The sequence below is a fragment of the Streptomyces sp. NBC_00569 genome (assembly GCF_036345255.1).
Classification (GTDB): Bacteria; Actinomycetota; Actinomycetes; order Streptomycetales; family Streptomycetaceae; genus Streptomyces.
The window spans coordinates 8,218,747-8,244,061 of record NZ_CP107783.1; the positions used below are offsets into that span (position 1 = coordinate 8,218,747).

Below are 25,315 nucleotides of genomic sequence, written 5' to 3' on the forward strand. Positions count from 1 at the left end.
CGCCCGGGCGGTCACCCGTGCCAGGACCGCCACAGCGCCGCGTACGCCCCGTCGGCCGCGACCAGCTGGTCGTGGCTGCCGAGCTCCCGGATCCGCCCCTCCTCGACCACGGCGATCACATCCGCGTCATGAGCGGTGTGCAGCCGGTGGGCGATCGCGACGACCGTGCGGCCGTCCAGGACCCTGCCGAGCGAACGCTCCAGGTTCCTGGCCGCCCGGGGATCGAGCAGCGAGGTCGCCTCGTCCAGGACCAGAGTGTGCGGATCGGCGAGGACCAGGCGTGCCAGTGCGATCTGCTGCGCCTGCGCCGGGGTCAGCGCCACCGCACCCGAGCCGACCTCGGTGTCGAGGCCTCCGTCGAGCGCCCGCGCCCAGCCGTCCGCGTCGACCGCGCCGAGAGCCGCCCACAGCTCGGCGTCCGCGGCCCCGGGGCGCGCGAGCCGCAGATTGTCGCGCAGGGAACCGACGAACACGTGGTGCTCCTGGTTGACCAGCGCCACATGCGAGCGCACACGCTCGGCCGGCATCCGGGAGAGCTCGGCGCCCCCCAGAGTGACCTGCCCGGTGCGCGGCGCGTAGATCCCGGCGAGCAGCCGCCCGAGCGTGGACTTGCCCGCTCCGGACGGCCCGACCAGCGCGAGCCGCGTCCCGGGCCGCACGTCGAGGGACACCTGGCGCAGCACGTCCACGCCCGCCCGGTACCCGAAGTGGACGTCGTCGGCCTGCACGTGCCGGCCGTCCGGCGCCACCGAGGTGTCGCCCGCGTCCGGCTCGATGTCTCTGACGCCCACCAGCCGGGCCAGCGACACCTGGGCGACCTGGAGCTCGTCGTACCAGCGCAGGATCAGGCCCAGCGGGTCGACCAGCATCTGGGCGATGAGCGCGCCCGTGGTCAGCTGCCCGACGCCGATCCAGCCCTGGAGTGCGAAGACACCACCGATCAGGAGCACCGAGCACAGCACCGTCACATGGGTGGCGTTGATGACAGGGAAGAGCACCGACCGCAGATAGAGCGTGTAGCGCTCCCACGCGGTCCACTCTTTGACCCGCTGGTCGGACATGGCCACGCGACGGTCGCCGAGCCGGTGCGCCTCGATGGTGCGCCCGGCGTCGACGGTCTCGGCGAGGGCCGCGGCCACGGCGGCGTAGCCGGCGGCCTCCGAGCGGTAGGCGGACGGGGCCCGCTTGAAGTACCAGCGGCAGCCGACGACGAGCAGCGGTACCGCGACGAGTACCGCCGGCGCCAGTGGCGGCGCGGTCACGGCGAGACCGCCGAGGAGCAGCCCCACCCACACGACGCCGATGGACAGCTGGGGAACGGCCTCGCGCATCGCGTTGGCGAGCCGGTCGATGTCGGTGGTGATACGGGAAAGGAGGTCACCGGTACCGGCCCGTTCGAGCACGCCGGGCGGCAGGCCGACCGCTCGTACGAGGAAGTCCTCGCGCAGGTCCGCCAGCATCCGCTCGCCGAGCATCGCGCCCCGCAGCCGCACCTGCCGCACGAACACGGCCTGGACGACGAGCGCGACGACGAACACGGCGATGGTGCTGCCCAGATGGTCCACGCGCAGGCGGTCCGTGCCGTCGGAGACGTCCTGGACCAGGGCACCGAGCAGATAGGGGCCGACCATCGACGCCAGGACGGCGATCGTGTTCACGCCGATGAGCAGCAGGAACGCGCGGCGGTGCCGCCGGTACAGCTCGCGGACGTAGGACCGGACGGTCGCCGGGGCACCGACGGGCAGGGTGTTCGCCGTCGTCGGGGCCGCCGGGTCGTAGGCCGGTGGCGCCAGGCCGATCATGCCGTCTCCTCGATCTCGGTGAGTTCTTCGATGCCGGCGTCGCCGATGCCGGGCTCCGCGCGCAGAGAGGTGCCGGCGTCACGGGACGGGGCCGCCGACGCCGCCTCCTCGTCGGTCTCGCGGGTCACGACGGCCCGGTACCGGGGTTCGGTGAGTACCAGCTCCCGGTGTTCACCGACCGCCGCGACCGTGCCCTCGTGGACCAGGACGACCCGGTCCGCGCGGTCGAGAAGCAGCGGTGACGAGGTGAGCACGACGGTCGTACGTCCGCTGCGCAGCGCCCGTAGGCCCTCGGCGATCCTGGCCTCGGTGTGGGAGTCGACGGCGGATGTCGGCTCGTCGAGGACCAGCGCCTCCGGGTCGGTGACCAGGGACCGCGCAAGAGCGAGCCGCTGCCGCTGGCCTCCGGAGAGGGAACGCCCGCGCTCGGTGATCCGCGCGTTCATCGGGTCGTCGTCGAGGGAGGCCTGCGAGAGCGCGTCCAGCACGTCGGCGCACTGTGCCGCGGCCAGCGCCTCCTCGGGACGTACGGATCCCGAGGAGGGGACGTCGAGCAGTTCGGCGAGCGTGCCCGACAGCAGTACCGGGTCCTTGTCCTGGACGAGCACGGCGGCGCGGGCTGCGTCGAGCGGCAGCTCGTCCAGCGGCACCCCGCCGAGCAGCACGGAGGGCAGCGCGGTGACGGGCGTGGTCGGCTTGCCGGGACCGCTTCCGGAGCCGGAACCCGAGTCCGATTCCGAGTCCGATTCCGAGTCCGAGCCCGTCCCGGACGCAGACCCTGCCCCGGTCCCCGAACGCGAATCCGAGCCCGACCCGGTACCCGCACCCGAACCGGTCCCGGTGTCTCCCTCCGTGGGGTGCCCGCCGAGCCGGTCCGCGAGTCGGCCCGCGAGGTCCGGGTCGCCGCACACCACGGCGGTGAGTCGGCCCGCGGGGGCCAGCAGCCCCGTCACCGGGTCGTACAGGTCACCGGCCGGTGCCTCGGCGGCGCGGAGGCCGCCCGGCTCCGTGACCCGTTCGAGGGAGAGGACGCGCGCCGCGCGCTGGGCCGAGGGGCGCGAGAAGGAGTACGCCATGGCGATCTCCTCGAAGTGCCGCAACGGGTAATTGAGGATCATCACCGCGCTGTATACGGTGACGAGTTCACCGACGGTGATCCGGCCCTGGCGGGCCAGCTCGATGCCGTACCAGACCACTGCGATGAGCAGCAGGCCCGGCAGCAGCACCTGGACCGCGGAGATCAGGGACCACATGCGCGCGCTGCGCACGGCGGCCGAACGGACCTCCTGCGAGGCGCGGCGATAGCGGTCGAGGAACAGTTCCTCGCCGCCGATGCCGCGCAGGACACGCAGTCCCGCGACGGTGTCGGAGGCGAGTTCCGTGGCGCGGCCCGCCTTCTCGCGCTGTTGGTCGGCGCGGCGGGTTGCGCGGGGGAGGAGCGGCAGGACGGCGAGCGCGAGGACCGGCATGCCGACGGCGACGACGATGCCGAGCGCCGGCTGGTAGATGACCAGCCCGACGCAGACCACGACGACGGTGAGCGCGGCGGCGGCGAAACGCGACAGAGCCTCGACGAACCAGCCGATCTTCTCGACGTCGCCCGTGGAGACCGCGACGACCTCACCGGCGGCGACCCGCCGGGTCAGCGCGGCGCCCAGGGTGGCCGTCCTGCGGGCGAGGAACTGCTGGACCCGGGCCGCCGCGGTGATCCAGTTGGTGACCGCCGTCCGGTGCAGCATCGTGTCGCCGAGGGCCAGCGCGGCGCCGAGGAGCAGGATGAGTCCGCCCGCGAGGGCGAGTCGTGAGCCTGAGCCTTCGACCACGGCCTGCACGGCGAAGCCGACACCGTAGGGAAGGGAGGCGACGGACAGGAAGTGCAGGAGTCCCCAGCAGAGGGACTTGAACTGGCCGCCGAGCTGGTTCCGGCCGAGCCAGAGCAGGAAGCGGGGGCCGGAGCGGGCGTCCGGCAGGCCCGGGTCGGGATACGGAAGATCGTGGATCTGCATGGTGTCCCAGGGCTTGGAAGGGGAGTGCGAAGTCGGGTACGGGCGGAACAAACCGTGCAAGGTTCGCGGGATTCAGGCACCGGAGGCAAACGGTTTTCCGCCGTGGGGCAAAGTTTCGGCCCGAGTTCGACGCCGGGGGCGGGGCCGGTCGGGGGCACCTGGTGCGTGGTGCGACCATGGACCGCATGCGTAACGCGGGTGCGGTTCGAACGGCGGTCGCTGCGGCGACCTGCAGCGTCCTTCTCATGGCCCTGTCCGCCTGCGGCGGTTCGAGCGGGGGTGACGGGACCGAGCGCAAGGCCGAGTCGGGCTCGGCCGACGCCCGGCAGGAGGATCGCCCGGCCGTCGACCTCAAGCGCATTCCCGACGTCGGGGACCAGCTCCAGTCGAAGATCCCGCAGAACGCGGGACAGGTGGTCGCGGTCTACGGCGACGGCAAGAACTCCGGTGACTCGACCGTCGTGCTCTACACGAAGTCCGGTTCCACCTGGGAAAAGACGCGCAGCTGGCCCGCCCACAACGGCAAGAAGGGCTGGACCGCCGACCACCGCGAGGGCGACAAGCGAAGCCCCATAGGAGTGTTCACGCTCACGGACGCGGGCGGAGTGCTCGCCGACCCGGGCGCGAAGCTGCCCTACACGCAGGCCGCGTCGTTCCAGGCCCCGCACTACTGGGCCAAGTCGCACTGGCACGACTTCGACTACGTCATCGCCATCGACTACAACCGCGTCAAGGGCACCGCGCCGAACGACCCGACCCGGCCCGAGGGGCAGACCAAGGGCGGCAGCATCTGGCTCCACATGGACCACGGCAGCGGCACATCGGCATGCGTGAGCCTGTCGAAGTCCGGCATGGAGTACTTGCTGCGCACGATCGACCCCGAGCAGCACCCGGTCGTGGTCATGGGCGACAAGGCGTCACTGAAGAGCTAGAGAGCCGTAGAGCTCTGGAGCTCTGGCGACGAGGAGCGGCGGAGCCGAAGAGCTGACGCGTCACCCGGTGTCGGGACGGGCTGTTGCGGGGACCGCGTCCGCCCCGTACAACACCCCTCATGAGAAGACGCGTCATGTCCATGCTGGCCGCGGTGACCCTCGCGGCCGCAGCCCTCGCCGGCCAGACCACCTCCGCCTCCGCCTCCGCCTCCCCTGAAGGCCGTCACGCCGAGGCCTTCGCCGACAGTCGGCCCGCAGCATCCCGACCCGCCGACCCGCCAACGGAGTTCGGCACCGACTGGCACGATCCGATCACCGCCGCACCACCGGTGGCCAAGCCCGCCACCAAGTCCTGCCGCGTGACGCTCGCGGAGACCGAGTTCCGTGACTTCACGCCCTACAAGGGCAGTTACACACCGCCCAAGGGTTGCGGCGACCGGTGGAGCAAGGTCGTCCTGCGCCTCGAAGGCAAGGTCAAGGGGCGGCAGTTCGACCGTCTCGGCTATCTGCACATCGGTGGCGTCGAAGTCCTGCGCACCTCCACCCCCGAGCCCTCGCCCGACGGCATCGCCTGGAATGTGGAAAAGGACGTCACCCGCTACAGCGACACCCTGCGGGCCGACCAGCCGGTCGAGATGCTCATAGGCAACGTTGTCGACGACACGTACACCGGCGTCATCGAGGTCAAGGCCACCCTCACCTTCTACGCCGCCGAGCCGCACGCGCAGCGTCGGCCCGCCACGGACACCCCCGACCGCGTACTCACCCTCGACCAGGGCACACTCACCACCCCGCGCAACAGCGAGCGCATCGTCGCCGAGGTGTACGCCACCGGATCGGGCGGCGGCTGCGAGGAGTTCTGGTACCTGGCGGTGCCGAACCAGGTCCCGTACTCGTGCAAGGCGGACGGCGGCCCGTACCGCGAGGTGCAGATCTCCGTGGACGGTCAACTCGCGGGCATCGCCTCGCCGTTCCCGAACGTCTGGACGGGCGGCTGGTCCAACCCCTTCCTCTGGTACGTGATTCCGGCACCCGGAGCCTTCGACGTCCGGCCCCTGCAGTACGACCTGACGCCGTTCGCCGGACTCCTCGACGACGGCCGTCCGCATCAGGTCGACGTCTCCGTCGTGGGTGTCCCGAAGGGCCAGAGCGGCTGGAGCGCCCCGGTCAACGTGCTCGTCTGGCAGGACGCCGGGAGTGCGCGCGTCACCGGCGCGCTGACCGGTCACAAGGAGAGCGAGCCGGACAGTTCGACGACGTACACGCCGGGCACGGACGAGTACCGCCTCGATGCGAAGGGCGGGCACAGGCTGACGGTGTCCGGCTACGTGAACACCTCGCACGGCCGCGTAGCCACCACCGTCACCCGCGATCTCACCAGCACGTCCACGCACCGATGGACCGACGGCGAGAACAACGACGCCCTGAAGGGAACTTGGACCGACCGCCAGACCGTCGTCTCCGGCCACAACACCCTTCGTACGAACCGGACCTACACGATGGACGGCGCCACCACGCTCGACGCGGACAACCGGCTGCGGACCGTGATCGAGCTCGGAGACCGGGCGGAGACGGGACGGGCCACGCGCGCGGGCGGCACGGCGTGGACAGTGCTCGACGACACCTACACGGGCGACGCCTCGTACACGGCGAACGTGCCGCGTGACCAACGGCACGCCGTCGGCACCAGCCGTGAGCGATACCGTCTGACCAGCCCCAACGGCTGCTACGACCGAGAGCTGCATACGGCACAGGGTGCGCTGACGGTGGACCGCAGGCGCTGCTGAGGGGCGCGGCCGCGGGGACGGGCGCTCAGACCTTGGAGCAATATCCAAGATTTACGCCGATGTGACATCGGGGTCTTCTACGGAAGCCGCCACTCCGACATAGTGACGCTTCGCGGAACAGAAATTGGAATCCAGTTTCCGCATAGCAGAATCCGCACAAGTCACTGACGTTGCTCCGGAGGAATGCCCCGTGCCGCAGTCCGTACCGTCCCTGCCGCGACGCGCCGCACGCGTACTACGTACCTCATTGTTCGCGCAGGTCGCCTGCGCACTCGTGATCGGAGTCGTCGTCGGACGGCTGTGGCCCCACGCGGGCACAGCCGTCCAACCGCTTGGCGACGGCTTCGTACGTCTCATCAAGGCGATGATCGCGCCTCTTGTCTTCTGCGTGGTCGTCGCCGGAATCACCAAGGCCGGAGACCTCAAGGCCTTCGGCCGCATCGGGCTCAAGGCGCTCCTCTGGTTCGAGGTGGCGACGACCGTCGCCCTCGTCGTCGGACTGCTCGCCGGAAACCTGGCCGGTCCCGGCGTCGGAATGAACGTCGACCCGTCCAAGCTCGACGCGTCCGCCGTGGAGGACAAGACCGGCGGCGGCTCGCTCCCGTCGACCGGCGACTTCATCCTGCACTCGCTCCCCGACAGCGCCGTCGGCGCCTTCGCCGAGAACTCGCTGCTCCAAGTGCTCGTCCTCGCCTGCCTCGTGGGCGCCGCGCTGCTGCATCTCGGCAACACCAAGGTTCCCGCGATCCTGCCCGCCATCGAACAGGGCCAGGAAGTGGTCTTCGCCGTCGTCGGCTTCATCATGAAGCTGGCCCCGCTCGCCGTGTTCGGCGCGACGGCGCACCTGGTGGGGGAGTACGGCCTCGGCGCCCTGTCGACGTACGGCAAGCTCATCGGCGTCTGTTACGCCGTCGCCGTGGTCTTCCTCGTGCTCCTCGGCCTCGCCATGAAGGCGGTCACCGGACTGAGCCTGTGGAAGTTCGTCCGCTACACGCGCGAGGAACTGCTCCTCGCGCTCGGCACCGCCTCCAGTGAAACGGTCATGCCCCGCATGATGCAGAAGCTGCGCCACGCCGGCTGCCGCGACGACGCGGTGGGCCTGGTCCTGCCGACGGGGTACTCGTTCAACCTCGACGGAGCGTCGATCTATCTCTCCATCGGTACGTTGTTCATCGCGCAGGCCGTCGGCGTGGACCTCTCACTCGGGCAGCAGATCACCGTGGTGATCGTCCTGATGCTCACCAGCAAGGGCATGGCGGGGGTGCCCGGTTCGGCCTTCCTCGCCCTGTCGGCCACCGCGTCCGCACTCGGGGTCATCCCGGCGGGTGCCGTCGCCCTGCTGCTCGGTGTCGACCGCATCATGGACGCCATGCGCGTCTCCACGAACCTGCTCGGCAACTGCGTGGCCGTCTTCGTGGTCTCCCGCTGGGAGGGCGCGCTCGACACGGTCAAGGCCAAGAAGGTGCTGGGCGGCGAGATCCCGTTCGTACCGGAGGAGGACCGCGACGAGCCGGTCGAGTCGCCGGAGCTCGCGAAGCCCCAGGACTCGAAATCCGCAGCGGAGACAGTGGGTTGAGCCCGAGCGGGGGCCCGGCACACACGCGTGTGCCGGGCCCCCGCGCCGTCAGGCCTCCTCGGGCTTGTCGGAATCCACCCCCGGCCGCGCCTTCTTCCACATCCCGCGCGTGAAGTCGGGGATCGCCTGAGGCGCACCCTTCGCCTTGATGGACAGGTGGCTCAGCGGCACCGGAGACGTCCACGTGGCGGCGTCGTACACATCGAAGTCCGGTACCAGGCCCACCCGCAGACACTGCATCAGACGGAACACCATGATGTAGTCCATGCCGCCGTGGCCGCCCGGCGGGTTGGAGTGCTCCTTCCACAGCCAGTGGTCGAAGTCGGTGTACTTGGAGAAGTCACCCCAGGAGTCGTTCGTGTGGTCCGGCTCTATATAGATCCGCTCCGGGTAGTCCTCGAACACCCCCTTCGTGCCGCCGAGGCTGTTGATCCGCGAGTAGGGGTGGGGCGTGGACACATCGTGTTCGAGCCGGATGACGCGGCCCTTCGCCGTCTGGACCAGGCTGATGGTGCGGTCGGACTCGATGTACGTCTCCTTCCAGCTCGGGTCGCCCTTCGGCATGTGGGCCTCGCGGTACTGGGCGAGGCCCAGCGAGGGCGTGCCGAAGCTGGAGATGTGCGTGACGCGGTCACCGCGGTTGATGTCCATGTAGTTGGCGACCGGGCCGAAGCCGTGGTTGGGGTACAGGTCGCCGCGCAGCCGCGTGTGCCACAGGCGCCGCCACGGGCCCTCGTAGTAGTCAGGGTCGAACATCAGGCCGCGCAGGTCGTGGTTGTAGGCGCCCGCTCCGTGCAGCAGGTCGCCGAACTTGCCGGCGTGCGCCATCCGCAGGACTCGCATCTCGTTCCTGCCGTAGCAGCAGTTCTCCAGCTGCATGCAGTGTCTGCGGGTGCGCTCGGAGAGATCGACCAACTCCCAGAGCTGGTCGAGCTGGAGGGCGATCGGACACTCCACACCGACGTGCTTGCCGTTCAGCATCGCCGTCTTCGCCATCTCGAAGTGCCAGTCCCACGGCGTCGCCGCGTACACGAAGTCGATGTCGCCCCGCTTGCACAGGTTCTCGAAGTCGTGATCGCCCTTGGTGTACGTCGCCGGGGCGGGCTGCCCCGCGGCTGTCACCTTGGCCGCCGCACTCGCGGTCTTGTCCTTCACCGGGTCGCAGAGCGCGACCACTTGGACCCCGGGCATCGCCAGGAACAGATCGATCATGCTGCCGCCACGGTTGCCGAGCCCGATGATGCCGACCCGCACGGTGGAACGCCCCTCGAAGGGCACGCCGACCATGGTCTCGCCCTTCCGGGCCGGAGCCTCGGCGGCCGTCGCCCCGGCCTGCCCGGCCCCGCCGCGCCCGGCCTCGGCCTGCCCGTCGGCGGCCTGCGCCACGCCACCGGTGAACGCGCCGAGTCCGAGCCCCGCCCCGGCGATGCCGGCCGTCCGCAGGACGGACCTGCGGGACTGCCCGGCGTCGTCCTGTTCGGGGTGCTCGTGGCTCGCGTCGGGTGCCGGTGTCGCGTTGTCGTCGTGCATCGGACCTCCATCGATGGGTGGGTGCGCTGCAAGCGCTAGCCACCCTGGAGGGGTCGACACCGGGGCGCAAGGGACGGAAGAGGTCGGGGAGTTGGACTTTCTTTACGGACTCTTTGGGACTCATGGGTAGCGGGGAGGCGTCCGCACACTCGCGCGGCCCGCGTGGTGGCATGCTTCACCGCCGCGTCACCGGGGGTTCCCGACCGTCGCGTTCGCCGCCGCCCGGCTTGCCGCCGTCTCCGCCGATGGGAGGCGCCCCGGTCCACGGGCGTGGGTGAAGACGCGGTCCACGGGCGTGAGTGGGGACCCGGTCCACGGGCGTGGCCCTGAACTCCGGATCCACGCCCCTGCGGGCGGACGGCCGGAATGTGGCGACGGGCCTTGAAACTCGGTATCAACGCCCGCCCTTCCGGGCCCACCACGCGAACGCGGCGCGACGGACCTCAGGGACGTGTCGCGCGCTCCAGCTCCACGATCACGGAGTAATAGCTGCGGCCCGTCGCGTGATCCATACCCACCTCGCACATCCGGTTCGCCGACAAATGCGCGTCGAAGCCACGGGAGGTCACCTCGGCCGCCTCCTTGCGGGTGGCCGACTCGGTGAGTTCCTTGTGGAGCATGCCCCGGTCGCCCGCGAACGCACAGCACCCCGCGTCGTCCGGGACGACGACCTCGCCGGCGCACGCCTCGGCGACGGCCCGCAACTGCGCCACATCGCCCAGGTGTTCCATGGAACACGTCGGGTGAAGGACCGCCGAACCGACCGTCCGGTGCACCGTCAGGTGCGGCAGCAGCTCGTCCGCCGCCCACACGATCGAGTCGACGATCTTGAGCTCCTTGTGCAACTCCCTGTTGTCGTCCGTCAGATAGGGGACGACCTCATGGGCGAGGCCGAGCGTGCACGACGAGGCGTCGACGACGAGCGGCAGTCTGCCCCCGGCGGTCCAGCCCCAGGCCGCCTCGACGATCCGGTTCGCCATGACGATGTAGCCCTCGTCGTAGCCCTTCGAGTGCCAGATCGTGGCGCAGCACGTCCCCGCGACATCGTCCGGAATCCAGACCGACCGCCCCGCGCGCGCGGAGACGGCGACCATGGCCTGCGCGAGAGACACGTCCCCCGGGGTGCCGAAGATACGGTTGACGCAGGCCGGGTAGTAGACCGCGGCGGCCCCCACGCGCGCGGTGCGCGGCAGCTTCCGGGCGGCGGCAGCGGGGATCTCAGGCAGCCACTCCGGTACGAGATCGGGGCGGACGGCCTTGCGGGCCGCCTGGGTCACGGAGGTCAGGAGCCGGTCGCCGATCTTGCCCGCGGCCGCCACGGCGAGCCGCGCCGACGCCTCCACGGCCTTGAAGTTCTTCGCCGTGAACGCGGCCACCCTCTCCTCGCGCGGGGTGTGCCGCGCGTGCCGGAAGTCCTTCATGAAGGCGCCCGTGTCGATGCCGACCGGGCACGCCAGCTTGCAGGTCGAGTCGCCCGCGCACGTGTCCACCGCGTCGTACCCGTACGCCTCGACGAGACCGTCCTCGACGGGCGAACCGGACGGCTGGCGCATCATCTCGCGGCGCAGGACGATCCGTTGGCGGGGTGTGGTCGTCAGGTCCTCGCTGGGACACGTCGGTTCACAGAAGCCGCACTCGATGCACGGGTCGGCGATCAGCTCCACCTTGGGGATCGTCTTGAGGCCGCGCAGATGGGCCTTGGGATCGCGGTCGAGGACGATACGCGGCGCGAGGACGCCGTCCGGGTCGATGACCTGTTTGGTGCGCCACATCAACTCCGTGGCCTTCGCGCCCCATTCGAGCTCCAGGAACGGTGCGATGTTGCGCCCCGTGGCGTGCTCGGCCTTGAGCGAACCGTCGAAGCGCTCGACGGTGAGGCGGCAGAACTCGTCCATGAACGCCGCGTACCGCTCGACGTCCTCGGGCCTGCCCGCGTCGAAGGCGAGGAGGAAGTGCAGATTGCCGTGCGCCGCGTGACCTGCGACGGCGGCGTCGAAGCCGTGCCGCGTCTGGAGTTCGAGGAGTGCCTCGCACGCCTCGGCCAGGCGCGACGGCGGCACCGCGAAGTCCTCGGTGATCAGCGTCGTCCCGGAGGGGCGCGATCCGCCGACCGCCGTCACGAACGCCTTGCGGGCCTTCCAATAGCCACCGATCGTCTTCGCGTCCCGCGTGAACGCGTTGGTCACCGAGGCCACGGGCGCCACCAGTTCGAGCCCGTCCAGTACCTTGGCGGCCGCCGCCTCGTAACGCTCCTGGGCGGGCTCGTCCGGCGCGCGGAACTCCACCAGGAGGGCCGTCGTCGACTTGGGCAGGCGCGCCCAGTCGGCGGGCACCCCCTCCACGCGCACCGAGGCCCGCAGCGTATTGCCGTCCATCACCTCGACAGCGATCGCGCCCGCCGCGTTGAACAGCGGGACCGCCGCTGCCGCCGCGGGCAGCGAGGGGAAGAACAGCAGCGCCGTGGACACCTTCCGGTCGAGGGGCAGCGTGTCGAAGACGACGTCGGAGATGAAGCCGAACGTCCCCTCGGACCCCACCATGAGGCCGCGCAGGATCTCCACCGGGGTGTCGCCGTCCAGGAACGCGTCCAGGCGGTAGCCGTTGGTGTTCTTGATCTCGTACTTGGCGCGGATACGGGCGACCAGCTCCGCATCGGCCTCGATCTCGCCCTTGATCTCCAACAGGCCCACGCACAGCGCCGGTTCCGCGTGCTCGAGCAGCGCGTCCGCGTCGGGGTCGGCCGTGTCCACCACGGTGCCCGAGGGCAGTACGAAGGTGAGCGAGGCGACCGTCCGATACGAGTTCCTGGTGGTGCCCGCCGTCATGCCCGAGGCGTTGTTCGCGACGACCCCGCCGATGGTGCAGGCGATCGCGCTGGCCGGGTCGGGGCCGAGCACACGCCCGTGCCGCGCGAGCGTCGCGTTGGCACGCACGACCGTCGTGCCCGGGCCGATCCTGGCCCGCTCGCCGTCACCGATGACCTCGATGCCCGCCCAGTGCTTGCGGACGTCCACGAGGATGTCCTCGCCCTGCGCCTGCCCGTTCAGCGATGTGCCCGCCGCGCGGAAGACCACCTCGCGGCCCTTGCCGTGTGCGTAGGACAGGATGGCCGACACGTCGTCGATGTCCTCGGCGACCACCACGACCTGTGGCACGAAACGGTAGGGACTCGCGTCGGAGGCGTACCGCACGAGGTCGGAGATATGCGTGAGGACCTTGTCCGTCCCCAGGAGCCCGGACAGCTCGGAGCGCAGCGGCTCCGGGGTCCCGCCGGCCTGCGCGTCCGGCACCCGGTCGGGCGCCGGGCCTCCCCTGTGCGGTCCCGGGCGCAGCGCTTCCGGCTTCGGCTCCAGCAGGGGCATGCCTCTTCAACCTCTCCTCGGCTGCTGTCGGCCCGGGGCTAACAGCGGTGGTCGTACGGCGTCTCGAACAGTGCGTTCAGCAGGACGCCCAGCTGGGCGCGCTGGTCGGGGCTCAATGGAGCCAGGATGTCCTCTGCGGCGGTCCTGCGCGCGCTGCGCAGCTCACGCAGCGCCTTGCGGCCCTGTTCGGTGAGCTCGATGCGGATCACCCTGCGATTGGTGGGATCGGGCACCCGGCGCACCAGGTCGGCCGTCTCCAGGCCGTCGACCAGGGTCGTCACGGCGCGGGGTACGACTTCGAGGCGCTCGGCGAGGTCGGCCATGCGCGGCGGCGTGTCGTAGTGCACGAGGGTGCGCAGGAGCCGGGACTGGGCGGGCGTGATCCCGACCGGCTCCAGATAACGCTTCTGGATCCGCTGCAGCCGTCGGGTCAGCCGGAGCAGCTGTTCCGCGAGAAGGCCGTCGGCGTCCGGGGTACTCATGTGCGGAACAATATCAGGACCTTGTGCATTGTGAGTATAGGTAACAATGAGCTATGCTCCCTGAGACCTTGAATCGCCACTCGTAGGAGGCTCATGCATCACGACGAACCCGGCTGGACGCCGTCGCCCTCCGACGCCACGTCGCCGGAGCCGCGGCAGATGCGCCGCATCCTGGCCCTCTTCCGTCCCTACCGCGCCCGTCTCGCGCTGGTCGGCCTGCTCGTCGGCGCCGCCTCGCTGGTCTCGGTCGCCACGCCCTTCCTGCTCAAGGAGATCCTGGACACCGCGATCCCGCAGGGCCGCACGGGTCTGCTGAGCCTGCTCGCCCTGGGCATGATCCTGAGCGCCGTCATGACCAGCATCTTCGGCGTCCTGCAGACCCTGATCTCCACGACGGTCGGCCAGCGTGTCATGCACGACCTGCGCACCGCCGTGTACGGCCGGCTCCAGCGCATGTCGCTCGCCTTCTTCACCAGGACCCGCACGGGCGAGGTCCAGTCCCGCATCGCCAACGACATCGGCGGCATGCAGGCGACGGTCACCTCCACCGCCACGTCCCTGGTCTCGAACCTCACCAGTGTGGTCGCGACCATCGTGGCGATGGTCGCGCTCGACTGGCGGCTCACGGCCGTCTCGCTGCTCCTGCTGCCCGTCTTCGTGTGGATCAGCCGCCGCGTCGGCCGCGAGCGCAAGAAGATCACCACGCAACGCCAGAAGCAGATGGCGGCGATGGCCGCCACGGTCACCGAGTCCCTCTCCGTGAGCGGCATCCTCCTCGGCCGCACCATGGGCCGCGCCGACTCGCTCACCCGGTCGTTCGCCGACGAGTCCGAGCAGCTCGTCGGGCTCGAGGTCCGGTCGAACATGGCGGGGCGCTGGCGCATGGCCGTCATCACGATCGTCATGGCCGCCATGCCCGCCGTCATCTACTGGGTCGCGGGCGTCGCGCTCCAGTTCGGCGGTCCCGCGGTCTCGATCGGCACCCTGGTCGCCTTCGTCTCGCTCCAGCAGGGCCTGTTCCGGCCGACCGTGAGCCTGCTCGCCACCGGCGTCCAGATCCAGACCTCGCTGGCGCTCTTCCAGCGCATCTTCGAGTACCTCGACCTGCCGATCGACATCACCGAGCCCGAGAAGCCCGTCCGCCTGGACACGATCAAGGGCGAAGTCCGCTTCGAGGACGTCGAGTTCCGTTACGACGCCGCCGACGGCGAGAGCGCGGCGATACTCGACGGGATCGACATCACCGTCCCCGCGGGCGGCAGCCTGGCCGTCGTCGGCCCCACCGGTTCCGGCAAGTCCACACTCAGCTACCTGGTGCCGCGCCTGTACGACGTCACGGGCGGCCGCGTCACTCTCGACGGAGTCGACGTGCGTGACCTGGACTTCGACACCCTCGCGAGGGCTGTCGGCGTCGTCTCCCAGGAGACGTACCTCTTCCATGCCTCCGTCGCGGAGAACCTCCGCTTCGCCAAGCCCGACGCCACGGAGGAGGAGCTCCACGCGGCGGCCGGGGCGGCCCAGATCCACGAGCACATCGCCTCCCTGCCCGACGGGTACGACACCGTCGTCGGCGAGCGCGGTCACCGGTTCTCCGGCGGCGAGAAGCAGCGCCTCGCCATCGCCCGCACGATCCTGCGCGACCCGCCGATCCTCATCCTCGACGAGGCGACGAGCGCACTGGACACCCGCACCGAGTTCGCCGTGCAGGAGGCCATCGACGCGCTGTCGGCCAATCGCACGACCGTGACCATCGCCCACCGGCTCTCCACGATCCGGAGTGCCGACCAGATCGTCGTCCTCGACGGCGGGAAGGTGGCTGAGCGCGGCACACATGAGGAGCTTCTGGAGCGGGACGGCCGCTATGCCGCCCTGGTCCGCAGGGACTCCCAACTGGAGCCCGCCCGCTAGGCCGCGGACGGGCCTGTGGGTGACGACGCCCCAGCGGAGCCTTCGGCGTGACGATATGCCTGGTTTGATGCTCTATGCGGGTTACCGTTCGGCCATGCTGAACGAGATTCCGCAACGGGGCATGATGCGACTGACGCGCAGAGGCCGGGCCTCCCTGATCGCGATGGGGGCCCTTGTGGCGGCAGCCGCGGCCGTGGTGGTGCCGCTCCTCCTCCCGGACGACGGGGGCACCAAGGTGCCCCCGGCGCTGACCGTCCCCGAAGGCTGGCGGGCGAGCCAGGTTTATGAGGCCTTGGACAAGGCCCTCGGTGTCCCGGCGGGCACGACCAAGAAGGCCGTACCCGGAGCCGGCCTCAAGCTCCCCACGGACGCGGAGGGCAACCCCGAGGGCTATCTCTTCCCGGAGACGTATCCACTCAACGACAAGTCGACTCCGGCGGGCCTGCTGTCCTACATGGTCAACACCGCCAACAGGAAGTTGAACGGCAGCCAGGTGACGGCGGGAGCCGACCGGGACGCGGTGAGCCCCTATCAGACCCTCACCATCGCGAGCATCGTCGAGGCCGAGGCGGCCACCAAGGAAGACATGGGGAAGGTGGCCCGCGTCATCTACAACCGGCTCGACCGCGGTATGCCGCTCCAGATGGACTCGACCATCAACTACGGGCTCAACCGCTCCACGCTCGACACCACCACCAAGGACACCCGGGCAGAGAACCCGTACAACACCTATGTCCGGATGGGGCTGCCGCCCACCCCCATCGCCAACCCCGGGGTCGAGGCCATGAAGGCCGCGATCAGCCCGCCGCAGGGAGACTGGGTGTACTTCGTGACGGTCAAGCCCGGCGACACTCGCTTCACGGCGGACTTCAACGAACAGCAGAAGAACGTCGCGGAGTTCAACAGGCTGCGCACGAGCGACAAGCCGTCGTCCGCCTGAGCGGGTCGCGACTGACTGGGCCGCGCCTGATCGCACGCAGCCTGATCGGGCCGCGCCGGAGCGTCGCGTTCGGGAGCGTCAGGCGGCGACCGGCGCCCCGGCCAGCAGGCGCTTGATGTCCCGTACGGCCGCGCGCCCCGCCCGGTTGGCGCCGATCGTGCTGGCCGAAGGCCCGTAGCCCACCAGATGGATCCGCGGATCAGCGACCACCCGGGTGTCCTCGGCCTGGATGCCGCCGCCGGGCCCGCGCAACTTCAGCGGTGCCAGATGCTCGATCGCGGGCCGGAAGCCCGTGGCCCACAGGATGACGTCCGCGTCGACGCGCCGGCCGTCCTCCCACTCCACGCCGGACGGCGTGATCCGGTCGAACATCGGCAGCCGGTCGAGCACGCCGTCGGCGCGGGCCTGCCGGATCGCGTCGTTCAGCGGCAGCCCCGTCACCGACACCACGCTCTGCGGGGGCAGTCCCGCCCGGACCCGCTCGTCGACCAGGGCGACGGCCGCGCGGCCGAGGTTCTCGTCGAAGGGGCCCTCGTTGTAGACGGGCGGCCTGCGTGTCACCCAGGTCGTCGCGGCAGCGTAGGGCGCGATCTCCATCAGGTGCTGCGTCCCGGAGGCACCACCGCCCACCACGATCACCCGCTGTCCGCGGAACGCCTCCGGGCCCGGGTAGATCGCGGTGTGGAGCTGACGCCCGCGGAACGTCGCCTGCCCCGGGTAGCGCGGCCAGAACGGCCGGTCCCAGGTCCCCGTCGCATTGATCAGCGCCCGCGTCGACCACGTCCCGTCGGACGTCTCGACGAGCAGCCTCCCGCCGTCCCCTTCACGCACGGCTCGCACGTCGACGGGACGCCGCACGCGCAGGTCGAACGTCTCCTCGTACGAGGCGAAGTACGCAGCGATCACCTCGGACGACGGCCGGACCGGGTCCGCGCCGGTCAGTTCCATGCCCGGCAGCGAGTGCATGCCGTGCACCTTGCCGTACGTCAGTGAGGGCCAGCGGAACTGCCAGGCCCCGCCGGGGCGGGGGGAGTGGTCGAGCACGACGAAGTCCCGCTCCGGCTCGAAGCCGGCCCGGTGCAGGTGATAGGCGCTGGACAGTCCTGCCTGTCCAGCGCCTATGACGATCACGTCGACCTCGCGTACGCCCGCTGCGCTCCGCACCCCGATATCGTTCACGCTTCTACTAACTGCACCGGGGCCGTGGATCTTCCCGCGGCGAGCGCGCGACGGTTCAGCGCCCCCCGGCGACCAGTAGCGGCGCGCCACCGACGGCCGGCCGGATGAGCGGCGACGCCGGTATCCGCGGCAACAGACCGCGCGCCGCCAGATCCGGGATCACGCCCTCCCCGAACCAGTACGCCTCCTCCAGATGGGGATAGCCCGACAGGACGAAGTGCTCGACGCCCAGCGCGTGGTACTCCTCGATCCGGTCCGCGACGTCGGAGTGGCTGCCGACGAGTGCCGTGCCCGCGCCGCCCCGCACCAGACCGACGCCCGCCCACAGGTTCGGGGAGATCTCCAGGTCGTCGCGCGAACCCCCGTGGAGCGCCAGCATCCGCTGCTGCCCGACCGACTCGCTGCGGCCGAGCGCCTCCTGGGCGGCGGCCACCGTCTCCGGCGACAGGTCGTCGAGCAGCCGGTTCGCCGTCGCCCACGCCTCCGCCGACGAGTCGCGCGAGATGGTGTGCAGCCGGATCCCGAAGCGGACCGTGCGCCCCTCCTTCTCGGCGAGCCCCCGGATCCAGTCGATCTTCTGCTTCACCTGCTCGGGCGGCTCGCCCCAGGTCAGATAGACATCGGTGTGCCGCGCGGCGACCGGCCCCGCCGCGGCGGACGAACCGCCGAAGAAGATCTCCGGCAGCGGGTCCGGCGGCAACGCGGTGAGACCGCCCTCCACCTGGTAGTGCTCACCGTCGAAGTCGAACGGCTGCCCGCTCCACACCCCTCGCACCACCGACAGGAACTCGTCGGTCCGCGCATAGCGCCGGTCGTGGTCCAGATGGTCTCCGAAGCGCCGCTGCTCGGTGGAGTCACCACCGGTCACCACGTTCAGGAGCAGCCGCCCGCGCGTGATCCGCTGATACGTCGCCGCCATCTGGGCGGCGAGCACCGGCGAGATCACCCCGGGTCGGAACGCCACCAGGAACTTCAGCCGCTCCGTGTGCTGGGCGAGGGCCACCGTCGTCAGCCACGCGTCCTCGCACCACGTGCCCGTCGGCGTCAGAACGGCCTCGAACCCCAACTGCTCCGCGGCCTTGGCTATTTGGGTCAGATAGTCGATGTCGGGGGCGCGCACGCCGCTGACCGGAGCGATCCGCGAGCGCTTGACGCCCCCGTCGGTGTAGGCGTGCCGGTCCACGAGGGTGCGGCCGTCGCCGCCGGTCGGCAGAAACCAGTGAAGGTGGACGCTCATCGTCAGGACTCCTTGCCGAAGGTGCGGGGCGCGGTCGTCGACGCCGGCAGACCGCCGTTGAACCGGGTGTCCACGAACGACGCGAAGTCGACCTTCCGGGGGATCAGCTTCAGCGTCGCGAAGGTGTCGGCGATCCGCTGCTCCGAGGCGATGGCGGGCTTGTCGACGGCAACGGTGACCCGGGTGCCGTTGGTGCGCTTCACCGCGTCCAGTGCGACGTCGTAGGGCAGCCCGGTGTCCTTCGCCCAGACCTTCGCCCATGCCTCGGGGTGCTTGAAGACCCAGTCCTGGGCGCGCCTGAGCCGCTTGAGGTAGTCGCCGATCGCGGCGGCCTTCTTGCTGTCCTTGAGCGAGGAGGGCGCCGCGACCTGGAACGCCAGCCCATTGGTGAGCCCGTCCCCGTCGGTGAGCACCCGCCCCTGCTTGCCCCGCAGGACCTGGGAGGTGTACGGGTCCCAGACGGCCCAGGCGTCGACCTTGCCGCCGGTGAACGCGGCGAGCGCGTCGGCGGGCTGGAGGTACTTGACCTGCACGTCCTTCAGGGAGAGGCCGGCCTTCTTCAAGGACGCGACCAGCTGGTAGTGCGCGGACGAGCCCTGCGCCACGGCGATGGACCTGCCCTTGAGCTCCTCGGGCTTCTTCAGCTTCGAGTCGATCGGGACGAGGATGGTGTCGCCCTTCGCGGTTCCGTGGCTTGCCGCCACGATGGTGATTTTCGAGTTGGCACCGGCCGCGAAGACGGGCGGGGTGTTGCCGACCCCGCCGATGTCGACGGCCTTGGCGTTGACGGCCTCCAAGAGCGGTGGCCCGGACGTGAAGGTCGACCAGCGGATCTTGTAGTCGAGGTCGTCGAGCTCGCCGGCGGCCCGGAGTACGGCTTCCGAACCGCCCTTCTGGTCACCGACGTTGAGCGTGAGGCTCCCCTTGCCGTCGGTCCCGCCGCTGCCCGAGCCGCCCGTGGACGTATCGGCGGCGGAGGTGCCGGAGCAGGCGGCGAGCAGCAGGGCCAGGGGGAGCAGCAGAGCGGGGGCGAGGCGTCGTCGCATGGGGAGTCCGTTTCGTGGGTTCATGGCCGGCCGGTCAGGGCCGGCGCCGGTCTGTCGGCGCAGGCCGACATGGCCGTAGGGCGGTGCGCCGGTACGGGTGGTGTGTGTGGAGGCAGCCGAACTGACGAGACGTCAGGCGGCGGTGGCGGCAGGGGAGGAAGTCTCCGGCGCGTCGACCCCCAGTCGGTGGAGCAGCTCGGTGCGCAGTTCGCCGAAGCGCGGGTCGGATATCCCGCGCGGACGCTCCAGATCGATCTCGGTCTCGTACGCGATGACGCCTTCGTCCATCACGAGCACACGGTCGGCGAGCAGGACGGCCTCCTCGACGTCGTGCGTGACCAGGAGGACGGCGCAGCCGCGTCGCTGCCACAGCTCGTCGACGAGGCGCTGCGCCTTGATGCGGGTGAGCGCGTCGAGTGCGCCGAACGGCTCGTCGAGCAGCAGCAGATCGGGCTCGCGCACCAGGGCGCGGGCCAGCGATGCACGCTGGGCCTCGCCGCCGGACAGGGTCTTGGGCCACGCGTTCGTGCGGTGGTCGAGTGCGACCTCCTCCAACGCCCGCTCGGCGAGGGCTCGTTCGGGCTTGCCCGGCAACCCGAGCAGTACGTTGCGCCACACCCGCTTCCACGGCATGAGACGCGGCGCCTGGAACGCGACGGCCTTGCGACGCGGCACGAGCACGGTGCCCTCGATGTCGCGGTCGAGCCCGGCGAGGATGCGCAGCAGGGTCGACTTGCCGCAGCCGCTGCGGCCGAGCAGCGCCACGAACTCGCCCGGCCTCACCTCGAGATCGAGACGGTCGATGACGGCACGCCCGTCGAAGGAGCGGGTGAGTCCCTCCACGCGTACGGCCGGACGAGTCTGCGTGGACGGGGACTTCGGGGTGGTCACCGGCCGGTGAACGTCGGTCGCCATTGCAGCAGCAGCCTTTCGAGGGTACGGACGACGAAGTCGGCGAGCAGGCCGAGGAACGCGTAGACGATCAGGCAGACGACGATGACGTCGGTCCGCAGGAAGTCGCGGGCCTGCACCATCAGGAAGCCGATGCCGGCGTCCGCGTTGATCTGCTCGGCGAAGACGAGGGCCAGCCAGGAGATGCCGAGCGAGTACCGCAGCCCGGTCATGGCGCCGGGCAGCGCGCCCGGCAGGACCACATGGCGTACGAGACCCCAGCGGGAGAGTCCGAGCGACTCCCCGGCCTCGATCAACTGCGCGTCCACGCCGCGGATTCCGGCGTACACGTTCAGATACAGCGGGAACGAGACGCCCAGCGTGATGATGGCGATCTTCGGCGCCTCGCCGATCCCGAACCAGATGATGAACAGCGGGATCAGCCCTACGAACGGCACGGTCCGCAGCATCTGCACGCTTGCGTCGACGAGGTCCTCGCCTACCCGGAACAGGCCTGAGACGAGGGCGAGTCCGGTACCGACGACCACGCCGAACAGCAGGCCGATCGCGACGCGCTGGAGCGAGACCCCCATGGCGTTGGGCAGCGACCCGTCGGAGACGAGATCACCGGCGACCCGGGCGATTGTGCCGGGCGAGGCGAGTACATCGGTGGTCAACACGCCTGTACTGCTGAGGAGTTGCCACAGGATGAGCAGCAGGACGGGCCCGGAGGTGCGACGCAGCCAGCGCGGGACCCGAGTGCGTCGGGTGGAGGAGGGGACGAGACGGACGAGCTCGGGGCTGCCGACGGAATCGGCATGGGATGGGGCATCGGAATCGGCGGGGACGGCATCCGGGGCAGCCGACTTGGCGACGACGTCCGGATCCGGCGGGGCATGGCTGATGCTCATGGGTGCTCCACGCAGAAGGCAGGGGAGGGCAGCGGTGAAGGTGAAAGGGGTACGCGTATGCGTCAGCGCCCCCGCGTGAGTTCACGCGGGGTCGAGGCAGGGGCGTACGGGGCTACGCGACGTAGCCGGAGATGCGGGGAAAGGGCGTCAGCAGCCGCGGCGACACGCGGCGGAGGCCACCCGCAGCAGGTCGATGTGACCGCGCGTGGTGAGCAGAACTGAACGCAACATGCCGCAGAAAGTAGCCACCTTGTCGACGCAAGGTCAATGGCGTCTCGATGGATGGACGCGCTGTATCAGGTGGCGGGCTCGGATCGGGCCCGGATCGGGCCCGGACGGCGCCCGATGAGTGAGGATGGACGCATGTCCGACGCCTTCACCACGCGCATCCTGAACGTATCCACCGGCTCCGCGGAGCGGGTCGTCGACCTGACCCACGACTGCGAGACCTTCCTGAGCGAGGTCGCCGCGGGCCGCGACGGCCTGCTCAACATCTTCGTGCCCCACGCGACGGCCGGCGTGGCCGTCATCGAGACGGGCGCGGGCAGCGACGACGACCTCCTCACCGCCCTCCACTCGCTGCTCCCCGCGGACGACCGCTGGCAACACCGCCACGGCTCCCCGGGCCACGGCCGCGACCACGTCCTCCCGGCCCTGGTCCCACCCCACGCCACCCTCCCGGTGATCGCCGGCACCCTGGAAATGGGCACGTGGCAGTCGGTGTGTCTGGTGGATACGAACAGGGACAACCCTGACCGTCAGGTGCGGTTGAGCTTCCTCGGTTAGTGGGTCGCTTCGGCGGGACTGTAGAGGGGAAGTCCGGCCGTACCAAATGAGCAGCGTGCGTAGCTGCAGCATGCCGACTCGGAACTCGGCACCGCTGCCCACGCCTTGCACCTTGTCAGGACTGACGGCCCCGGTGGCGCAGCCGGACAACCGAGGCTGCTCCCACTGGAATGGCGGCTGATGGCCGCTGCGGAGGTGTAGGGCGCTGACCAGAGATCGGAAGCGACAACTGCTGCACAGGCAATATGTCTGCCAGCTGCGATGGCATCGGTGGCAACACCATGGACACTGGCAGCAGATGATCGGCGGGCAAGTGCCGGGGCGGTGGCATGGGCTTCTTCGACGGGACAACACCGTCCGACACCAACCACCATCACCGACCACATGGACGTGGAGTGCGGAAATCGGCATCCCGGTGCCTATCCGGCCGCGATGGGTTGCTTGGGGAGTCACCACGACCGGTCGGCGGTGCGGCTGGCGAAGGTCGCCTGCCTGCCGGTCGTGGGTGCCCTGGCTTCCCGGAGGACGGTGTCACGATGCCGTTCCGGAAGCTTCAGGAGGCTGGCGCCATACAGGGCCGGCCTGGGCGCTGCGGACTCACTCTCCGTGCCGGGTGGGGTGACCGGGCTGTGACGCGCGAGCGGGCGGCGTTTTCGTCACCTGGTTGGCCCGCAGCCGACTCGTCTGCTGGTGCCGTCGAGGTCGCTGTCGCCTTCGACATGCGGGTGGTCGTGACCGGCGGTGATCTCGCCTTGCACGCCGAGGTTCTCGCCCTGCCCGCGACCGGGCGCCAACTGGCCGCCGGTGCTTCGGCCATGTGGACGGCCAGCGGCGCGCCACGGTCGTGTGAACCTTGGGTGCCCATTTTGCCGCCGGCACCAACGTCGACGATCGACCGCCTGTGGGGCGAGGCGTACCGGTACGCCTACGAGCTGGGCCGAGGCCCTCCGCAGGCTCCTGGCCGACGAGTTCTACGAATGCCCCTCAGCGACCTGTCTCCGGGCGGCGGGTGGGTACCTTCGTGAGAGAGGGCGGCGTCACCGGCTGACGCCGCCCTGCTGCACGGGCTACGCCTTGTCCACCAGGACGACCTCCAGCTCGCCGTCGGCGTACTGGGCCCGGATCAGCTTCTTGTCGAACTTACCGACGCTGGTCTTGGGCACCGCCGGAATCAGTGACCAACGCTCCGGCAGTTGCCAGGAGGCGACCCGCTCGGCGAGGAAGGCGCGTAGCGCGGTGAAGTCGGCCGAGGCACCGTCACGCAGCACCACAGTGGCCAGCGGACGCTCGCCCCACTTGTCGTCGGGTACCGCGACCACGGCGGCCTCGGCTACATCGGGATGGTCCACCAGGTGGTTCTCCAGCTCCTGGGAGGAGATCCACTCGCCGCCGGACTTGATAACGTCCTTGGCCCGGTCGGTCAAGGTCAGGTAACCGTCGGGGGAGATGGTGCCGACGTCCCCGGTGCGCAGCCAGCCGTCAGGGGTGAACTTGTCGTCCGGCCGCTCGGGGTGGGCGTCGGTGCCGCCGGGGTGCGCGCCGCCGAAGTACGCGTCGGCGATCCACGGGCCGCGGACCTCCAGCTCGCCGGCCGACCGGCCGTCGTGCGGCAGGAGGTCCCCGGATGGGCCGGACAGCCGCGCCTCCACCGAGGCCGGGAAGCGGCCCTGGGTGATCCGGTAGGCCTGCTCCTCCTCGGAGGTGAGTCCTGCCGGGGGGTGGGCGACCGAGCCCAGTGGGGAGGTCTCGGTCATACCCCAGGCGTGGATCAGCTCGATGCGGTGGCGCTCCTTGAAAGCGCGCATCAGGGCGGGCGGGCAGGCCGAGCCGCCGATCACCACCCGGGTCAGCGAGGAGGTGTCGTACGACCCCTGATCGAGTTCGTCGAGCAAGCCGGTCCAGATGGTGGGGACGGCGAGGCTGAAGGTGGGACGCTCGGCGGCGATCATGCGGGCGATCGGCTCGGGCTGAAGAAAGCGGTCGGGCATCAGCAGGTTGGCGCCGGACATGAAGGCGGCGTGCGGGATGCCCCAGGCGTTGACGTGGAACATCGGGACCACCGGGAGGACCCGGTCGCTTGTGCCGAGGCCGAAGCTCTCCCCGGCGTTGATCTGGAGGCAGTGCAGATAGATGGAGCGGTGGCTGTAGGCGACGCCCTTGGGGTCGCCGGTGGTGCCGGAGGTGTAGCAGAGGGCGGCGGCTGTGCGCTCGTCGATCTCGGTGGCCCAGGGGAACTCGGTCGGCCGGTCGGCGATCAGTTCCTCGTAGCCGTGGACAGCGCCGGTGAAGTCGGCCAGGGCGGAGCGGTCGCCGTCTCCGACCACGACGATGTGCCTGAGGGTGGTCTGGAGCAGCGGGAGCGCCGGGGCGAGCAGCGGCAGCACGGTGTCGTCGACAAGGATCACGTGGTCGGCGGCATGGTTGATGATGAAGGCGAGCTGGTGGGTGGGCAGCCGCAGGTTGAGGGTGTGCAGCACCGCGGCCATGCCGGGTACGGCGAGGTAGATCTCGAGGTGCTCGGTGTTGTTCCACATGAGCGTGGCGACCCGCTGGTCGCCGGTGACGCCGAGCTCGTCGCGCAGGGCGTGGGCGAGCTGGGCGGCGCGGGCGCCGACCTCGGCGTAGCTGCGGTGGTCGGCCGAATCCCCGTTCCAGGTGGCGACGGTGGAGCGGCCGTGGTGGGTCGAGCCGTGGACCAGTATCCGGCCGACGGTGAGCGGTACGTCCTGCATCGTGCTGAGCACTCGGGTCCTCCTTGATCTGTCGGTTGCACCCCGCCGCACTGCTACTGGTCATCCCCGAGCCGGAACAGCCGGGCCACCGGAGCCGGGTTCGCCGGCCGCCGGACGCCGTGCGGGAGCGGTTCCCGGGTGCGGCGCCGGCGACTGAGGGTGGCGGTGTCCGCCGGGGAAGCACGGTCGGGCGGGACCTCGACTGCGG

General features: G+C 70.3%; 18 protein-coding genes. 6 read left to right on the plus strand and 12 right to left on the minus strand.

Annotation, left to right across the window (positions count from 1 at the left end; all coding sequences use genetic code 11):
* Window positions 1-11 precede the first annotated feature (11 nt).
* Together OHO83_RS37065 and OHO83_RS37070 are read right to left on the minus strand one after the other, a co-directional pair.
* A complete protein-coding gene (locus OHO83_RS37065; RefSeq protein ID WP_266667942.1) occupies window positions 12-1,802 on the minus strand; it encodes an ABC transporter ATP-binding protein in 1,791 nt (596 codons plus the stop codon).
* Window positions 1,799-3,808 (minus strand): ABC transporter ATP-binding protein, encoded by a 2,010-nt coding sequence (locus tag OHO83_RS37070; protein ID WP_330280367.1) that lies wholly within the window; start codon window positions 3,806-3,808, stop codon window positions 1,799-1,801. Before OHO83_RS37070 ends, OHO83_RS37065 begins: the two co-directional genes overlap by 4 nt.
* A 245-nt stretch (window positions 3,809-4,053) precedes the next feature.
* On the opposite strand from OHO83_RS37070, the gene OHO83_RS37075 reads away from it, so the two are divergent.
* The 3 genes from OHO83_RS37075 (at window position 4,054) to OHO83_RS37085 (ending at window position 8,103) form a co-directional block, all read left to right on the plus strand.
* Entirely contained in the window at window positions 4,054-4,740 is a 687-nt protein-coding gene (locus OHO83_RS37075; protein ID WP_443066073.1) for a L,D-transpeptidase family protein, read from the plus strand.
* A 119-nt stretch (window positions 4,741-4,859) separates the two neighbouring features.
* Window positions 4,860-6,527, plus strand: coding sequence for a peptide-N4-asparagine amidase (locus OHO83_RS37080; protein WP_266667940.1), 1,668 nt, complete (start codon window positions 4,860-4,862; stop codon window positions 6,525-6,527).
* A 190-nt stretch (window positions 6,528-6,717) separates the two neighbouring features.
* Window positions 6,718-8,103, plus strand: a complete 1,386-nt coding sequence (locus tag OHO83_RS37085; protein ID WP_266667938.1) for a cation:dicarboxylate symporter family transporter — start codon at window positions 6,718-6,720, stop codon at window positions 8,101-8,103.
* A gap of 48 nt (window positions 8,104-8,151) precedes the next feature.
* Here the strand turns inward: OHO83_RS37085 and OHO83_RS37090 are convergent, their stop codons facing one another.
* From OHO83_RS37090 to OHO83_RS37100, 3 genes are all read right to left on the minus strand, one after another.
* Entirely contained in the window at window positions 8,152-9,633 is a 1,482-nt protein-coding gene (locus OHO83_RS37090) for a Gfo/Idh/MocA family protein (RefSeq protein ID WP_330280368.1), read from the minus strand.
* 443 nt (window positions 9,634-10,076) lie between these two features.
* Window positions 10,077-12,995: an FAD-binding and (Fe-S)-binding domain-containing protein gene (locus OHO83_RS37095; RefSeq protein ID WP_330280369.1), complete on the minus strand. Its 2,919-nt coding sequence runs from the start codon at window positions 12,993-12,995 to the stop codon at window positions 10,077-10,079.
* Between the two features lie 38 nt (window positions 12,996-13,033).
* Complete coding sequence (locus OHO83_RS37100; RefSeq protein ID WP_266667935.1) at window positions 13,034-13,477, minus strand: MarR family winged helix-turn-helix transcriptional regulator; 444 nt, start codon at window positions 13,475-13,477, stop codon at window positions 13,034-13,036.
* A 93-nt stretch (window positions 13,478-13,570) separates the two neighbouring features.
* Here OHO83_RS37100 and OHO83_RS37105 point away from each other — a divergent pair, with 93 nt between their 5' ends.
* Window positions 13,571-15,385, plus strand: coding sequence for an ABC transporter ATP-binding protein (locus OHO83_RS37105; protein ID WP_330280370.1), 1,815 nt, complete (start codon window positions 13,571-13,573; stop codon window positions 15,383-15,385).
* A 94-nt stretch (window positions 15,386-15,479) separates the two neighbouring features.
* Window positions 15,480-16,325 carry an endolytic transglycosylase MltG gene (gene mltG / locus OHO83_RS37110; protein ID WP_330280371.1) on the plus strand — a complete coding sequence of 282 codons (846 nt, stop codon included), beginning with the start codon at window positions 15,480-15,482 and terminating at the stop codon, window positions 16,323-16,325.
* A gap of 78 nt (window positions 16,326-16,403) precedes the next feature.
* Here the strand turns inward: mltG and OHO83_RS37115 are convergent, their stop codons facing one another.
* The 6 genes from OHO83_RS37115 to OHO83_RS47070 all read right to left on the minus strand — a co-directional run bounded on the left by OHO83_RS37115 (window position 16,404) and on the right by OHO83_RS47070 (window position 21,820).
* Window positions 16,404-17,504: an NAD(P)-binding domain-containing protein gene (locus OHO83_RS37115; RefSeq protein ID WP_330280372.1), complete on the minus strand. Its 1,101-nt coding sequence runs from the start codon at window positions 17,502-17,504 to the stop codon at window positions 16,404-16,406.
* 55 nt (window positions 17,505-17,559) lie between these two features.
* The gene (locus tag OHO83_RS37120; RefSeq protein ID WP_330280373.1) at window positions 17,560-18,741 is read right to left on the minus strand and encodes an LLM class flavin-dependent oxidoreductase; all 1,182 of its coding nucleotides are present in this window, start codon (window positions 18,739-18,741) and stop codon (window positions 17,560-17,562) included.
* 2 nt (window positions 18,742-18,743) lie between these two features.
* A complete protein-coding gene (locus OHO83_RS37125) occupies window positions 18,744-19,787 on the minus strand; it encodes an ABC transporter substrate-binding protein (RefSeq protein WP_330280374.1) in 1,044 nt (347 codons plus the stop codon).
* A gap of 132 nt (window positions 19,788-19,919) precedes the next feature.
* Window positions 19,920-20,702, minus strand: a complete 783-nt coding sequence (locus OHO83_RS37130) for an ABC transporter ATP-binding protein (protein ID WP_330280375.1) — start codon at window positions 20,700-20,702, stop codon at window positions 19,920-19,922.
* Entirely contained in the window at window positions 20,675-21,589 is a 915-nt protein-coding gene (locus OHO83_RS37135) for an ABC transporter permease (protein WP_330280376.1), read from the minus strand. Before OHO83_RS37135 ends, OHO83_RS37130 begins: the two co-directional genes overlap by 28 nt.
* A gap of 147 nt (window positions 21,590-21,736) precedes the next feature.
* Window positions 21,737-21,820: a putative leader peptide gene (locus OHO83_RS47070; protein ID WP_350495123.1), complete on the minus strand. Its 84-nt coding sequence runs from the start codon at window positions 21,818-21,820 to the stop codon at window positions 21,737-21,739.
* A gap of 132 nt (window positions 21,821-21,952) precedes the next feature.
* Here OHO83_RS47070 and OHO83_RS37140 point away from each other — a divergent pair, with 132 nt between their 5' ends.
* Entirely contained in the window at window positions 21,953-22,375 is a 423-nt protein-coding gene (locus OHO83_RS37140; protein ID WP_266667921.1) for a YjbQ family protein, read from the plus strand.
* 1,067 nt (window positions 22,376-23,442) lie between these two features.
* On the opposite strand, the gene OHO83_RS37145 is transcribed toward OHO83_RS37140, so the two are convergent.
* On the minus strand, window positions 23,443-25,119 hold the full coding sequence (locus tag OHO83_RS37145) for a long-chain fatty acid--CoA ligase (RefSeq protein WP_266667919.1): 1,677 nt from the start codon (window positions 25,117-25,119) through the stop codon (window positions 23,443-23,445).
* Window positions 25,120-25,315: the final 196 nt, after the last annotated feature.

What these genes read in the sequence shown, in the direction of transcription:
- mltG (WP_330280371.1), top strand. Translation starts at nt 15,480, where the DNA reads ATGCTGAACGAGATTCCGCAACGGGGCATGATGCGACTGACGCGCAGA.
- OHO83_RS37075 (WP_443066073.1), top strand. Translation starts at nt 4,054, where the DNA reads ATGGCCCTGTCCGCCTGCGGCGGTTCGAGCGGGGGTGACGGGACCGAG.
- OHO83_RS37135 (WP_330280376.1), bottom strand. Translation starts at nt 21,589, where the DNA reads ATGAGCATCAGCCATGCCCCGCCGGATCCGGACGTCGTCGCCAAGTCG.
- OHO83_RS37130 (WP_330280375.1), bottom strand. Translation starts at nt 20,702, where the DNA reads ATGGCGACCGACGTTCACCGGCCGGTGACCACCCCGAAGTCCCCGTCC.
- OHO83_RS37105 (WP_330280370.1), top strand. Translation starts at nt 13,571, where the DNA reads ATGCATCACGACGAACCCGGCTGGACGCCGTCGCCCTCCGACGCCACG.
- OHO83_RS37120 (WP_330280373.1), bottom strand. Translation starts at nt 18,741, where the DNA reads ATGAGCGTCCACCTTCACTGGTTTCTGCCGACCGGCGGCGACGGCCGC.
- OHO83_RS37070 (WP_330280367.1), bottom strand. Translation starts at nt 3,808, where the DNA reads ATGCAGATCCACGATCTTCCGTATCCCGACCCGGGCCTGCCGGACGCC.
- OHO83_RS37080 (WP_266667940.1), top strand. Translation starts at nt 4,860, where the DNA reads ATGAGAAGACGCGTCATGTCCATGCTGGCCGCGGTGACCCTCGCGGCC.
- OHO83_RS37095 (WP_330280369.1), bottom strand. Translation starts at nt 12,995, where the DNA reads ATGCCCCTGCTGGAGCCGAAGCCGGAAGCGCTGCGCCCGGGACCGCAC.
- OHO83_RS37090 (WP_330280368.1), bottom strand. Translation starts at nt 9,633, where the DNA reads ATGCACGACGACAACGCGACACCGGCACCCGACGCGAGCCACGAGCAC.
- OHO83_RS37065 (WP_266667942.1), bottom strand. Translation starts at nt 1,802, where the DNA reads ATGATCGGCCTGGCGCCACCGGCCTACGACCCGGCGGCCCCGACGACG.
- OHO83_RS37140 (WP_266667921.1), top strand. Translation starts at nt 21,953, where the DNA reads ATGTCCGACGCCTTCACCACGCGCATCCTGAACGTATCCACCGGCTCC.
- OHO83_RS37125 (WP_330280374.1), bottom strand. Translation starts at nt 19,787, where the DNA reads ATGCGACGACGCCTCGCCCCCGCTCTGCTGCTCCCCCTGGCCCTGCTG.
- OHO83_RS37100 (WP_266667935.1), bottom strand. Translation starts at nt 13,477, where the DNA reads ATGAGTACCCCGGACGCCGACGGCCTTCTCGCGGAACAGCTGCTCCGG.
- OHO83_RS47070 (WP_350495123.1), bottom strand. Translation starts at nt 21,820, where the DNA reads ATGTTGCGTTCAGTTCTGCTCACCACGCGCGGTCACATCGACCTGCTG.